The organism is Cupriavidus pinatubonensis, assembly GCF_019602855.1.
GTDB lineage: Bacteria > Pseudomonadota > Gammaproteobacteria > Burkholderiales > Burkholderiaceae > Cupriavidus > Cupriavidus pinatubonensis.
On record NZ_CP080767.1, the window covers coordinates 2574385 to 2587688 of the forward strand.

The following is a 13304-nucleotide window of genomic DNA, read 5'->3' on the forward strand; positions in this document are numbered from 1 at the left end:
TTTTTTCCATCCCCGCCCTTCTGCTTGCCTAACGTGAACCCCGCACCCATCGGCGTCTTCGATTCCGGCCTCGGCGGCCTGTCCGTGCTGCGCGAGATCCGCGCGCTGCTGCCGCATGAATCGCTGCTCTACCTGGCCGACTCGAAGTACGCGCCCTATGGCGAGAAACCGGAAGCTTTCGTGCAGGCGCGTACGCTGCAGGCGTGCGAGTGGCTGCTCGCGCAAGGCTGCAAGGCTCTGGTGATCGCGTGCAACACTGCCACCGGCCATGCCGTGGAGCTGCTGCGCCAAACACTTCCCGTGCCGATCATCGGCGTGGAACCGGGACTCAAGCCGGCTGCGGCGGCCAGCCAAAGCAAAGTCGTGGGCGTGCTGGCCACGGCCAACACGCTCAAGAGCGGCAAGTTCGCGCGGCTGCTGGCATCACTCGACGGCGAAAGCCGCTTTATCTGCGAAGCGGGACTGGGCCTTGTGCCACTGATCGAGCAAGGCGACATCGATGGCCCCGACATCCGCGGGCGGCTCGACAATTACCTCACGCCGATGCTCGAGGCCGGCGCCGACACACTGGTACTCGGCTGCACTCACTACCCTTTCCTGTCCGACACCATCCGCGACATGGTCGGCAATCAGCTGACACTGGTGGATACGGGCAGCGCGATCGCACGTCAGCTGGCGCGCAAGCTCGTCGAGCACGATCTTGCCGTTGCGCCCGGCGCCGTGCCGCAAGACCGCTTCGTCTCGACCAAGGATGCCGCCCACCTCAGGCAGATGGCCGCCGCGCTGCTGCATATCGAAACGCAGGCGGAAACGGTAGCCATCGAACCCGCCCCGGCTTTCTGACGCCTATCGCAGGAACCCCACCGGACGGTGCGCGCGCACGTCTGGCTTGACTGCATGCTCATGGCGCAACTGCGCGAGGAATTCCTCTGGCGTCAGTGAGTCCCCGAGCAGCACGCACTGGCGCTTGACCGTGGCGAAGTCACCCGGAGTCAGGCAATCCATCGCATCGAGTTCGTGCCGCATGGACTCCGTCAGCCGGGTTTCATCGCCTTCGAGCGCTTCGTCGACGAACATCGTGACTCGCTGCGCGGGCTTCAGCGGCAGGAAGCGGATCTTGAACGAGAACCTGCGCAAGGCGGCCTCATCGATGCGGTCGAACAGGTTGGTCGTGCAGACGAAAATGCCGTTGAAGCGCTCCATGCCCTGAAGCATCTCGTTGACCTCGGATACCTCATAGTTGCGCACGGCCTGCTGGCGGCTCTGCATGAAACTGTCGGCTTCGTCGAGCAACAGCACGGCACCGTCTTCCTCGGCCCGCGCAAACATCGCGGCAATCTGCTGTTCGGTTTCGCCGACGTACTTGCTCATCAGGTCGGAGGCGCGCCGGATCATCAGTGGCATGTCGAGTGCGGCGGCAATGTGCTCGGCAAGCGCGGTCTTGCCCGTGCCCGGTGGGCCGTAGAAACACAGCGTGCCGCGCTCGCGCACGCGCAGCGCCTCGATGATCTTGGCGACTTCGTAGCGGGTTTCCAGGTGCAGGTTGTCGAGGCGGTAATGCGTCACCACCGGTCGCGCCTCGGCTTCCGGTCGCAGCCCCATCGCGCGGTCAGCGTGTTCGAGCTGGCGCAGGATCAGCGCCTCGACGGGTTCGTCCACGTCGGGCCGCGCGAGCTGCACGAAGCGCGCGGCGGATTGCACTTGCGCCGGCGTGAGCGTCTTGCGCCCCGCCAGCGCTGTGATGAAGGCATCGCTGACATCGAGCCCGCCCAGATGCTTGCGAATGATGTTTTCGCGCACCAGCGGCGGCGGAATCTTCAGTTCGAGGTGGAACTGAAAGCGGCGCAGGTACGCCGGATCGATCTGGCGAATCGAATTCGAGATCCAGATCACGGGCACCGGGTTCTGCTCTAGCGTCTGGTTGACCCAGGCCTTGCCGTTGACCGACGCACGCGGATCTTCCTGGGCAAACAGGCTCATCAGTTCGCGCGAGCTCCCGGGAAAAACGTCCTCGACTTCGTCGAACAGCAGCGCCGTGCGCGGCCGCCCGCGCAGGAAAGCCTGCGATACCTGCAGCGACCGGTAGCGGTCCTTGCCCGAAAGGCTGTTACCGTCGCGGTCCAGGCAATCGACCTCGTACAGCTCGCAGCCGGACTCGCAGGCCAGCAGGCGCGCAAACTCGGTCTTGCCGGTGCCGGGCGGGCCATAGATCAGCACATTCACACCAGCCGCGTGCTGGCGCGTGGCATTGGAAAGCAACGCGGAAAGATAGCGCGCGTCGGTTTCCACATGCGGATAGTCGGTCACGGTCAGCGTGGGCGGCGCGGCCGGCCGCGTGAAGACCGCCATCATCTCGGCTTCGTTCGCGTAGTTGCCGAGCAGTACGTGCAGCAGGCGGTCGGACAGGCGCATCAGGTCGCCGAGATCGGTCACGCTGTTCTCGGGCAGCGGCTGTTCGATCAGGTTCAGCGTTTCCAGCCGGGAACCGGGCCGCAGCGACGCAGCGACGTCCGCCGGGCTGGCGCCGGTCAGGCCGGACAGGATCTGGAACGCTTCCTGGCTGTGCGCGACCTTGCAATCGACCATCACCGCACGCAGGTCGCGCTTGTACTTGGCCAGCGCCGCGTACAGCAACAGCTTGCGCTCGTGCTCGGGCAGGTCGAGCACATGGCTGAGCATGTCGATGTTGCGCACCAGCAGCACGCGTTCGCCATCAAGCCGGCTCGCGATGGCCGCAGCCGAGGCGTCGAACACTGCGAACATGTCCTTGGCGTGGTGCTTGACGTACTCATCAAGGTAGTAGAACAGCGCGCTCTCGTCGAACGCGCTGTTCCACTGCCCGTGGCGTTCCAGGAACTCCTCGGGCGTCAGGCGCCCCGCCCCTTTCCACGCCGGCATGTCGGCGCAGCGGGCCGACAGGAAACGCTGCACGCGCAGTACGACACCGTACGGCCATACCATTTCCGGCGCGCTGACCGTGAGTACGTCATTGATATTGCTGCGCAGATTGAACCGAGGGCCCAACGCACATACGACGCGCAGGGCAAACTGGGCACACATCCAGTCCAGCGCCGAACTGGCCGAGATGCCCGGACCGGAGCGCAGTATCCGCGAGCGGTCCTCTTCAGCAAAACGTGTGAAGTCCATCGCATCGTCCCCGTGTACCCGCGGGCGGCGCCGCAACCGGCCCCACCGCCACGCTTGCAGTCTTTTTCCTATGCTACGCGCTTTGCTGCTTGCAGCGCATTCGGCCGCCCTGCCATTCGCCGGTCACTGTGGTACCGGCCACCAATGCGAAATTGCTGCCTGGATTTGAGGGTATAACTGCGCTTCGGACAAATTTCCAGCTGCGACGCACAAATCACAACAAATAAGAATCATTATCGTTTATACTATCCAGCTACACGCCGCCCGAGAGTGGCGCTCCCCAGCAGACCCATTGCAGGAGCGTTTATCATGGAATTGCTTGTCAGCTTGCTGGTCGGATGTGGTATCTCGCTGATTCTGTTCTATCGCAAGTGACTTGTGCCGTCCGGCAGACCTGTTGTTCATCCCATGTTCGATCAACGCTTCTTCAAGATTACGCTCGCCGTCCTGCTGTTCCACGCCGGCCTGCTTTACCTGATCCAGAGCGGCATGGGCCGCAAGATGACCGAGGCGGTGATCGCCCCGGAAATCATCGCCCGCATCATTCCGCTCGAGCAGCCTAAGCCGGCCGCCCCGGAACCGCCCAAGCCCAAGACGGAAACGCCACCCAAGCAGGTCAAGGTGACCACGCCGCGGCCGACGCCGCAGCAGCCCAAGCCGGTTCCGCAACCAGTCGCCGCGCTGCCGCCATCGCCCACTGCGATCGAGGCCCCGCCGTCGCCCCCTGCTCCGCCCACCCCGGCGCCCGCGCCAGCGCCTGAGCCGGCGCCCGTCGCCGCAGCACCCCGCGCCGTCGGTATCGGCGAGATCCAGTGCTCGCCGCCGCAACCGAGCTATCCGGCCCAGTCACGTCGCATGGGCGAGACCGGCAAGACCGTGGTCCGACTGACAACCGACGAAACCGGCAAGGTGATCAAGACCTCGGTGGTATCTAGCAGTGGATCGTCACGACTGGATAATGCTGCTGTGGAGGCCGTCCAGCGTATGCGCTGCAAGCCGTACATGGACAACGGCCGCGCCATCGCCGTGACCGCGCAGCAGCCGATCGGATTCGAACTCAACTGATCTCAACCTACAACGCACCTACCAGGAACCAACATGCAGGATCTCGGACTTTCCCACCTCTGGTCGCAAGGCGATTTCGTCATGCGTGCGACGGCCATCATTCTGCTGATCATGTCGCTCTTGTCGTGGATCGTGATCCTCACCAAGGCGTGGGATCTGATTCGGCTGAAGAAGATGGCGCACGGCGCGGAAAAGCGCTTCTGGCACTCCGACGACTTCGACCACGCGCTGGAGACACTCGGTTCCAATGACGCGAACCCGTTCCGCACGCTGGCCATCGCCGGCAAGGAAGCGGCACAGCACCACCGCGCCAGCCAGCCGCAACTGCATGACGTGATGGACATCTCCGACTGGCTGACGCGCTCGCTCAAGAGTTCGATCGACGACGCCGTGGCACACATGCAGTCTGGCCTGGCCGTGCTGGCTTCGGTTGGCTCGACCGCGCCGTTCGTGGGCCTGTTCGGCACGGTGTGGGGCATCTACCATGCACTGATCGGTATCGGTGCCTCAGGCGTGCCGACGATCGACAAGGTCGCCGGCCCGGTCGGTGAAGCGCTGATCATGACCGCTTTCGGCCTGGCCGTTGCGATTCCGGCCGTGCTGGGCTACAACGCACTGACCCGTGGCAACAAGTCGGTCATCTCCAAGCTGAACCGCTTCGCGCACGACCTGCACGCCTATTTCGTGACCGGCGCACGCGTTCGGCCGGCCAGCACCCGCGGCGACGACAACGCCGTACGCCTCGCCTCTGCACGGCAGTAACACTACCGCATCAAGGAAGTCATCATGGCATTTGGCACGCTCGACGGGGACGATGACGAGGTGATGAGCGAAATCAACATGACGCCGCTGGTCGACGTCATGCTGGTGCTGCTGATCATCTTCATCATCACGATCCCGGTCATCAACCACGCGGTGAAGATCGACCTGCCGCGCGCAAGCAGTACCCCGAACGAATCCAAGCCGCAGAACATCAACGTCTCGATCGACGCCCAGGGAAAGGTCTACTGGAACCAGACCGAGGTGGACGATACTACGCTGGCCAACAACATCGCGCTGGCCGCGAAGCAGGAGCCGCAACCTGAACTTCACCTGCGCGCGGACCGCGACGTGCGCTACGAGCGCGTGGCCGAGGTCATGGCCGCCGCGCAGCATGGCGGGCTAGGAAAGATTGGTTTCATCACCGAGCCGAAGCAGTAAATTCTGATCGTCCGGCCACACCGGTCGACAGCTTCAGGAAAGGGCATCCCTACGGATGCCCTTTGTGCTTTTGGTGCGTCAACTCGACGAGAGATGTAACGATTGATCAGCACCATTGAAATGGTAATGGTTCTCATTTAATATCCATTTCATCGCAAGCACATGCCTGTCGAAATCGCACTAGACAGTGTGCAAGCCAACCAACCTTACCGCCGAACGGAGCCAGATGATGAGCACCCTTTCCCTGCCGCTGTCGCAACCCCGTGAAGTTACCCGCCGCCGCCTGTCGTTGCGCCGCGTGGAAGTTTCGCCCCAGGGCCGACGCGATGCTGCTGCGGCATCCGCCCTCGAATCCGTGAAATCGGCCGTTGCAGCGTTGCCCGCAAGGCTGGAAGCGCTCGTGCGAGACAGCCTGCCGAGTACGCCGGCGAGCGAGCCCGTCGCGCTGGAAACGATCATGCGCGGCGCCACGACGCTGCCGATCCGCCACAACGGCGACATCTACACGCTGCGCGTCACGCGCTACGGCAAGCTGATCCTGACGAAGTAAAGGGAATGCACGACGCCTGCACTATGGTGCGGGCTGTGGAGAAATGAGAAGCCGGGGGAGCGGCAGGCCGAACGGCCCGCCGGGAGGATGCAAATGCCAGCCCCGCCGCTGCGGGGCTCTACGACGAGCGATCAGAGACCCAGCGCAGCAATGCCGGCACGGGCGATCTGCGCGTCTTCCGTCGACTTGACACCGGAGACACCCACTGCGCCAACAACCTGGTCGTTGTGGACGATAGGCACGCCGCCCTCCAGCATGCCCTGCAGCGTCGGGGCAGTCATGAACGAATAGCGGCCGTTGTTGATCATGTCTTCGTAGACCTTCGACTCGCGGCGGCCCAGCGACGACGTGCGGGCCTTTTCCGTGGCGATGTAGGCCGAGATTGGCGCGGCGCCATCCAGGCGCTGCATGGCCAGCATATGGCCACCATCATCCACCACCACGATCGAGACAGCCCACTGATGGGTCTTTGCCTCGGCCTCTGCTGCGGCCATGATCTTCTTCACGTCTTCTGCCGTCAGCACGGTCTTTTGCTGCATACCACTCTCCTGATGTTCATACTGTGTGAACCGGAAGTATAGCGCTGCACAAATACCCCAGTCATCGCGCCAGCCGCGTCAGCAAAGGTCAAACACAATTGCCCAAAACGACTTGACCCGCACGAATGCGGGTCAATCTGCGGTCTGCAAGATGAGCGCCCTCAGCCGGCGCCATCCACTGCGGGTCAGGCGCCGTCCGTGAACGGGTCAGGCTTGCTGACGCGGCCGCCATCGGTATACGGATCGCGCTGGCTGATGCTGGCGCCGTCCGTATAAGGATCGGTCTTACCAACGCGTGCGCCATCGGTAAACGGATCGGGCTTGCTGATCTTCGAACCGTCCAGATAGGGGTCCACCTTGCCCGTGCCGGCGAACGAGGGCAGCGATACCATGGAAAGCGCCGCAAGGGCCATTGCTGCCGCCAAACTACGCTTGAGATTCATGAGAGATTCCCCTTTTTTTCACTGACAGAAGGCGCCGGCGGACACGAACTTTTCGTGTGACATCGCGGCGTCACAGGTGCAGTTTAGGGGAAAACCCTAATCCGAACATCTGCAACCGTTTGATCAGTCTGTTCAGGAAATTTGACCACACTGATCTCATAGGGAACCGGCGGAGACCCGCCTGCTACAAGCCTCCGATTTGGGGTCAAAATAAAAGAGCCCCGTTTCCGGGGCTCTTTCTTTTCAAAAGCCTTGCAAAATCGGCTCAACGCCAGTGGCCATGGCCGTGACCGTGACCACGAGGCCCGTAGTAGCCACGAGGCCCGTAGTAAGGCCGCGGGCCATAGTAACGCGCCGGGCCGTAATAACGGGGACCGTAGTATACCGGCGCGGGCGGCCCATAGTAGACCGGCGCTGGCGCCACCACCACCGGCGGTGCGGGCGGATAGTAGACGGGAGCCGGAGGGTAATACGCCGGCGCGCCAATCACGACACCTGGCACACCGACCGCAACGCCAACGCTCACATGAGCCATTGCCGCTCCCGACGCAAGGCCGGCGCCGATACCGAATGCTGCGAGCCACCAACGTTTCATTTCCTGCCCCTCTGTCCCAGGATTCCTCATGACTCTATTTTAATGGCTCAGAAATTTCCGAGTGCAACGGCGCTCGCGACATTGTTACCAGCCGTAACAGAGGGATCACATTTGTCGGAGAATCGGTTTCGACAAGCAGCGATTGCGCCATGTACTTGCATCCCGGATGCGCAACCACCACAATATCGGGCTTTCCGCGCGGCCGTGGAGAAATTGGTAGACTCAGCAGACTTAAAATCTGCCGCCCTTACGGGCTTACGGGTTCGAGTCCCGTCGGCCGCACCAACCCCAGGCTGGGTGCGGCCACTGCCTTAGTCATTCAGCTGGATCCCGTCGCTCAGGCCATCACGTAGCAGAGCGAAGCACCAGCGACCATCAGGAAGATAAACAGCACACCGGCGAGGGCGAGCGGCTTGCGCCCGGCGCGCAGCAGGTCGCCGATCCGCGTGTGCAGCCCGATCGCCAGCATGGCACAGGCCAGCAGCCAGTTGTCGAGCGCAATCAGTCCGCCCTTCCATTCCTGAGGCACCGCACCGACAGAGTTCACCGCCATCACCGCGACGAAGCCGACCGCAAACCACGGCACCGACTTCAGCAGGCCACGCAGGCTTGGGCCGCCAGCCTGGGCTTTTGCGTCCTTGTTCGGCCACAGGGCCATCACCAGCAGCACCGGGCCGAGTGCCAGCACGCGCACCATCTTGGCCACCACCGCGGCGTCCGCCGTGGTGTCGCCGATCATCTTGCCTGCCGCGATCACCTGGGCCACCTCGTGCAGCGTAGCGCCGGTGAAGATGCCGAACATCCGCTCGCTGACATTCCAGTGCCACGGGCCCGTCACCAGATCGAACAGGTACGGATAGAGCAGCATGCCGACGGTACCGAACAGCACCACCGTCGCCACGGCCACGGCCGTCTGCTTGTCATCGGTGCGCACGACGGACGCCACCGCAATCGCTGCAGCGGCGCCACAGATCGCGCTGCCCGAGCTGACCAGGATCGCCTCGCGCCGGCTCAGACCGAACACCTTCGTGCCGATCAAGGTACCGAACAGCAGCGTAGCAAGCAGCATGGCAAGCGGCACCACGATGCCCGGCAAGCCCAGCGCCGCAATCGACGCAAAGGTCAGCCGCAGCCCGTACAGCGCCACGCCGAGACGCAGCAAGTAATGGCGCGCGATCTGCATGCCCGGTGCCAGCGGCTGCAGCCAGTGCTTGGGCATCGTGTTGGCGGCGACCATGCCGGCGCACATCGCCAGCGTCAGCGCGCTCAGGCCGTAACGCGAAATGGCCGGATGATTGGCCAGGACCATTGCGATCCAGGCCACGCCGCCCAGAGGCAGCAAAGGCAGCAGGCGCTGGTGCCACGAGAGCACGGCGGCTGGCGAAACAGCCTGGGCAGAATTGGGAGCGGACACGGTAGACATGGCGGCAGTGGGTTTTGGTTAGTGCTTGCAGCGTAACTGCCCCACTTCAATCTGCAAAACGGGTAATATCGCTATGAATTACCTGAAATGTCGATATGGACCAGCGCCCTCTTCGCCTGACATTGCGCCAGCTGCAAGTCTTCGTGTCCGTGGCCCAGCACGGCAGCACGGTGGCCGCGTCGGAAGCGCTGGCCATGTCGCAGTCAGCTGTCAGCGCGTCGCTGGCGGAACTGGAACGTGCGCTCGACGGCCCCTTGTTCGACCGCGTGGCGCGGCGCCTGAGCATCAACGAGACTGGACGCCAGTTCTTTCCGCGCGCCTTGTCGCTGCTCGACCAGGCACAGGAACTCGAGCGCTTTGCCACGCAGACCGGCGTGCAGCTGCGCATCGCGGCCAGCAATACAATCGGCAGCTATATCCTCCCTGCCCTGCTGGCGGGCTTTCGCGCCTCGCAAGCGGGCCCTTGCCAGCTCGACCTGCGGATCGGCAACACGCGCGATGTGCTGCGCTCATTGATGCAATTCGATGCCGACATCGGGCTCGTTGAAGGCGCGAGCCATGAACGCGAATTGCGGAGCGTGCCTTGGTGCGATGACGAGATGGTCGTAGTCGTGGGGCCGTCTCATCCGCTCGCCGGACCGAATGCACCACTCGATGGCCTGCGCGATGCCGAATGGATCGTGCGCGAGCCCGGTTCAGGCACGCGCGAGATCATCGAGGAAAGGCTTGTGCCGCTGCTCGGAGAGCTGCGCTTCGCACTGGAACTGGGCAATGCGGAGGCCATCAAGCGCGCCGTGATGAGCGGTTTCGGCGTGAGCTGCCTGTCGCTGCATGTGGTGCGCGACGAACTGGAGCGCGGCACGCTGGTCGCAGTGCGGGAAGGCCTGCCGCGCATCATGCGTCCGCTGCAGCTTGTCGTGCACCAGGACAAGTTTCCGACGCGGGGATTGCTGGCCTTCACCGAATACCTGCGTGTCGTCGCAGCGCAAGCCAGCGCACCGGCCTGAACGTCGCAAAGTCGACGCACAAACGAAAACAGCGCCCATCGGGCGCTGTTTTCTTCAACTGGAGGCGGAGGTCGGAATCGAACCGGCGTACACGGCTTTGCAGGCCGCTGCATAACCACTCTGCCACCCCGCCAGGTGACGTGCTGCTGGATTGTATCTGCATTCATCGAACGCTGCCTGACAGCGCCTGCGGATCCCAACCCAAACAAAAAGGGAAGCGCTGCTTCCCTTCGGGATGGAGCGGGAGACGAGTCTCGAACTCGCGACCTCAACCTTGGCAAGGTTGCGCTCTACCAACTGAGCTACTCCCGCGTACAACGTTTGCTACTTCGAGCCCGACGCAGGCGATACGAATTGCCTGACATCAAACCCAGAATCAATCTGGAGCGGGAGACGAGTCTCGAACTCGCGACCTCAACCTTGGCAAGGTTGCGCTCTACCAACTGAGCTACTCCCGCATTGCACCGCTACGCATTTGACTGCAAATAACAGCTTCTTGCGTTAAACCGGCTTATCTTGCTGCTTTCGTTTGCGTCGTCAGCAGCGAGAACGAGATTATTGCAAAGAATGAATCCGTTCGTCAACACTTTTTTGCGCGGGACTTCATTTTGGCGCGCGCGCTTCGTTGAGCACGCCGCTGCGCTCGCGGATCTGCGGCCACGCCAGCTTCATGTAATAGAACATCGACCACAGCGTCAGCACTGCCGCCAGGTAGATCATCCACGTACCCAGCACCTGCGCGTCGACGCCGAACAGGCGGTCCGTGTAGAGCAACAAGGGGATCGCGATCATCTGCACCGTCGTCTTCAGCTTGCCGAGGAAGTTGACCGCGACGCTCTTGGAAGCGCCGATCTGCGCCATCCACTCGCGCAACGCCGAGATCGTGATCTCGCGGCCAATGATGACCAGCGCCACCAGATCCGCCACGCGGCCCAGGGCCAGCAGCGATAGCAGCGCAGCCGTGACCATCAGCTTGTCCGCAACCGGATCCAGGAACGCACCGAACGCCGAGGTCTGGTTCCAGCGCCGCGCGAGGAATCCGTCCAGCCAGTCGGTGACCGCTGCGATGATGAAAAACGACGCCGCAGTGATGTTCTTCGTGTGCATCGGCAGCCATGCTTCCGGCAGGTAGTACACGCCCACCACGAGGGGAATCATGGCAACGCGCAACCAGGTCAGCAGGATCGGGATATTGAAGGGCATGGGGCTGGGAAACCGACAGTGCAGTGACGAATTCCGCGATTGTCGCCGATTTCCGTACCAATGCGCGCCCGGCGGGACAATTCGCCGGGCACGGGCACATCAATGTAGCTGGCGATAGATCTCTTCGGCCAGACCACGGGAGATGCCGTCGACGCTGGCGAGCTCGTCGATACTGGCCGCCATGACGCCGCGCAGGCCGCCAAACCGCGTCAGCAGCTTCTGCCGCCGGCGCGCCCCCACGCCCTCGATCTCTTCTAGCCGCGACGTGGTACGCGCCTTGGCCCGGCGCGCGCGCATGCCGGTGATGGCGAAGCGGTGTGCCTCATCGCGGATCTGCGCCACCAGCATCAACGCCGCACTGCCCTGCCCCAGTTCCAGCGATGGACGGCCATCGGCGAACACCAGGGTTTCCAGGCCCACCTTTCGGCCCTCCCCCTTGGCCACGCCGACCAGCAGCCCGATATCGAGACCGAGTTCCTCGAACACCTGCCGCGCCACCTCGACCTGCCCCTTGCCCCCGTCGATCAGCACCACATGCGGCATCGGCGACGAAGCCTCGCCAGCCGGATCGAGACCGCCCTGCTCCTGCATCAGCTCGACGAGCTTCTGATAACGGCGCGTCAGTACCTGCCGCATGGCCGCGTAGTCGTCGCCCGGCGTGATGTCCTGGATGTTGTAGCGCCGGTACTCGCCATTCTGCATATCGTGGTGATGGAACACGACGCACGACGCCTGCGTCGCTTCGCCCGCGGTATGGCTGATGTCGAAGCACTCCACGCGCAGCAGTGCAAGATCTTCCAGGTCGATGCCGATGGTCTCCGCGAGTGCGCGTGTACGGGCCTCCTGGCTGCCCTGCTCCGAAAGCCGCCGCGCGAGCGCCAGCGCGGCGCCCTGCTGCGCCATTTCCAGCCAGGCCTTGCGCTGGCCCTGCGGCTGCCGCACCAGCGCGATCTTGCGACCGGCGTGAAGCGCCAGCGCCTCCAGCAACGCCGCATCGTCCGGAACATGGCTGACGACAATGATCGGCGGCGGCGCCTGGTCGAGGTAATGCTGCGCCATGAATGCCGACAGCACGCGTGCGGCAATGCGCTCCACGCCAAGCGGCACTGCCGGCGCCGGCTCGGTTTCCCCGCCTTCAGCGCCTTCGTCACCGTCCTCGACGATCATCGCCGCTTCGTCGGCATGCGCGGGGAAATAGGCTTTGTCGCCAAGATGGCGGCCGCCACGCACCATGGCCAGGTTGACGCACGCGCGGCCACCTTCCACGGCCACCGCCAGCACGTCGATATCGCGTGCCTGGCCGACTTCCTCCACCGCCTGGCGCTTGAGCACCGTCGACAGCGCTGCGATCTGGTCGCGCACCGCGGCGGCCTGCTCGAACTCCAACTGCATGGCGTGCTCTTCCATCTTCGACTGCAAGCCTTCGAGAACCTCCGTCTCGCGTCCTTGCAGGAAACTCGCCGCGTTGCCGACGTCGCGTGCATAGTCAGCCTCGCTGATCGCACCCACGCAGGGCCCGGTGCAGCGATGGATCTGATGCAGCAGGCAGGGCCGCGTGCGGTTGTTGAAGACGGTGTCTTCGCAGGTGCGCAGCTGGAACACCTTCTGCAGGATCTGCATGCTCTCGCGCACCGCATAGGCGCTCGGGAACGGGCCGAAGTACTGGTGCTTGCGATCCGTGGCGCCACGGTAGTAGGCCATGCGCGGAAAGCGATGGCCCGTGAGCTTGAGGAACGGATACGACTTGTCGTCGCGGAACAGGATGTTGTACCGCGGCGCCAGGGCCTTGATCAGGTTGTTCTCGAGCAGCAGCGCCTCGGCCTCGGTGCGCACGACGGTGGTGTCGATGCGCGCGATCTTGGCCACCATCATCGCGATGCGCGGCGACAACTGCGTCTTGTTGAAATAGCTCGATACGCGCTTCTTGAGGTCGCGCGCCTTACCGACATACAGCACGTTGCCGGCACTGTCGATGTAGCGGTACACACCAGGCAAGCCCGGCAGGCGGGCGATGACCGGCTTGGGGTCGAAGGGCTCTGCCTGGGCAGGATCAGGCGGTTGAGCCGAAGCGTCTGGAAGCTGGTCGGACATGAGGGACGATGACCAAATCGATGCGGCCGGCTCGCGATTCG

Annotated in this window: 12 protein-coding genes and 4 tRNA genes; 7 read left to right on the forward strand and 9 right to left on the reverse strand. The window is 63.4% G+C overall.

Annotated features, from left to right (window positions below; translation table 11 throughout):
* Positions 1–33: 33 nt before the first annotated feature.
* Positions 34–843 carry a glutamate racemase gene (gene murI / locus K2O51_RS24585; protein ID WP_041679658.1) on the forward strand — a complete coding sequence of 270 codons (810 nt, stop codon included), beginning with the start codon at positions 34–36 and terminating at the stop codon, positions 841–843.
* Between the two features lie 3 nt (positions 844–846).
* On the opposite strand, the gene K2O51_RS24590 is transcribed toward murI, so the two are convergent.
* Positions 847–3147, reverse strand: a complete 2301-nt coding sequence (locus K2O51_RS24590; RefSeq protein ID WP_011298390.1) for an AAA family ATPase — start codon at positions 3145–3147, stop codon at positions 847–849.
* A gap of 408 nt (positions 3148–3555) precedes the next feature.
* Here K2O51_RS24590 and K2O51_RS24595 point away from each other — a divergent pair, with 408 nt between their 5' ends.
* The 4 genes from K2O51_RS24595 to K2O51_RS24610 all read left to right on the forward strand — a co-directional run bounded on the left by K2O51_RS24595 (position 3556) and on the right by K2O51_RS24610 (position 5962).
* Positions 3556–4212: an energy transducer TonB gene (locus K2O51_RS24595; RefSeq protein ID WP_011298391.1), complete on the forward strand. Its 657-nt coding sequence runs from the start codon at positions 3556–3558 to the stop codon at positions 4210–4212.
* 33 nt (positions 4213–4245) lie between these two features.
* Positions 4246–4974, forward strand: coding sequence for a MotA/TolQ/ExbB proton channel family protein (locus K2O51_RS24600; protein ID WP_011298392.1), 729 nt, complete (start codon positions 4246–4248; stop codon positions 4972–4974).
* Positions 4975–4998: 24 nt separating this feature from the next.
* On the forward strand, positions 4999–5412 hold the full coding sequence (locus tag K2O51_RS24605) for an ExbD/TolR family protein (RefSeq protein ID WP_011298393.1): 414 nt from the start codon (positions 4999–5001) through the stop codon (positions 5410–5412).
* 229 nt (positions 5413–5641) lie between these two features.
* Positions 5642–5962, forward strand: a complete 321-nt coding sequence (locus K2O51_RS24610) for a hemin uptake protein HemP (protein WP_140950739.1) — start codon at positions 5642–5644, stop codon at positions 5960–5962.
* A 131-nt stretch (positions 5963–6093) separates the two neighbouring features.
* Here K2O51_RS24610 and K2O51_RS24615 read toward each other — a convergent pair whose 3' ends face one another.
* Together K2O51_RS24615 and K2O51_RS24620 are read right to left on the reverse strand one after the other, a co-directional pair.
* Positions 6094–6501, reverse strand: a complete 408-nt coding sequence (locus K2O51_RS24615; protein ID WP_011298395.1) for a GlcG/HbpS family heme-binding protein — start codon at positions 6499–6501, stop codon at positions 6094–6096.
* A 185-nt stretch (positions 6502–6686) separates the two neighbouring features.
* Positions 6687–6944 (reverse strand): hypothetical protein, encoded by a 258-nt coding sequence (locus tag K2O51_RS24620; RefSeq protein ID WP_011298396.1) that lies wholly within the window; start codon positions 6942–6944, stop codon positions 6687–6689.
* A gap of 793 nt (positions 6945–7737) precedes the next feature.
* On the opposite strand from K2O51_RS24620, the gene K2O51_RS24625 reads away from it, so the two are divergent.
* Positions 7738–7824 (forward strand) — tRNA-Leu (locus tag K2O51_RS24625).
* A 52-nt stretch (positions 7825–7876) separates the two neighbouring features.
* Here the strand turns inward: K2O51_RS24625 and K2O51_RS24630 are convergent.
* Complete coding sequence (locus K2O51_RS24630) at positions 7877–8962, reverse strand: YeiH family protein (RefSeq protein ID WP_011298397.1); 1086 nt, start codon at positions 8960–8962, stop codon at positions 7877–7879.
* Positions 8963–9057: 95 nt separating this feature from the next.
* Between K2O51_RS24630 and K2O51_RS24635 the strand changes: the two genes are divergently transcribed.
* The gene (locus K2O51_RS24635; protein WP_011298398.1) at positions 9058–9969 is read left to right on the forward strand and encodes a LysR family transcriptional regulator; all 912 of its coding nucleotides are present in this window, start codon (positions 9058–9060) and stop codon (positions 9967–9969) included.
* Positions 9970–10028: 59 nt separating this feature from the next.
* Here K2O51_RS24635 and K2O51_RS24640 read toward each other — a convergent pair.
* The 5 genes from K2O51_RS24640 to uvrC all read right to left on the reverse strand — a co-directional run bounded on the left by K2O51_RS24640 (position 10029) and on the right by uvrC (position 13263).
* Positions 10029–10102, reverse strand: a tRNA-Cys gene (locus K2O51_RS24640).
* A 103-nt stretch (positions 10103–10205) separates the two neighbouring features.
* Positions 10206–10281, reverse strand: a tRNA-Gly gene (locus K2O51_RS24645).
* 70 nt (positions 10282–10351) lie between these two features.
* A tRNA-Gly gene (locus tag K2O51_RS24650) sits at positions 10352–10427 on the reverse strand.
* A 145-nt stretch (positions 10428–10572) separates the two neighbouring features.
* Positions 10573–11172: a CDP-diacylglycerol--glycerol-3-phosphate 3-phosphatidyltransferase gene (gene pgsA, locus K2O51_RS24655; RefSeq protein ID WP_011298399.1), complete on the reverse strand. Its 600-nt coding sequence runs from the start codon at positions 11170–11172 to the stop codon at positions 10573–10575.
* A 99-nt stretch (positions 11173–11271) separates the two neighbouring features.
* A complete protein-coding gene (gene uvrC / locus K2O51_RS24660) occupies positions 11272–13263 on the reverse strand; it encodes an excinuclease ABC subunit UvrC (protein WP_140950737.1) in 1992 nt (663 codons plus the stop codon).
* Between the last annotated feature and the right edge of the window lie 41 nt (positions 13264–13304).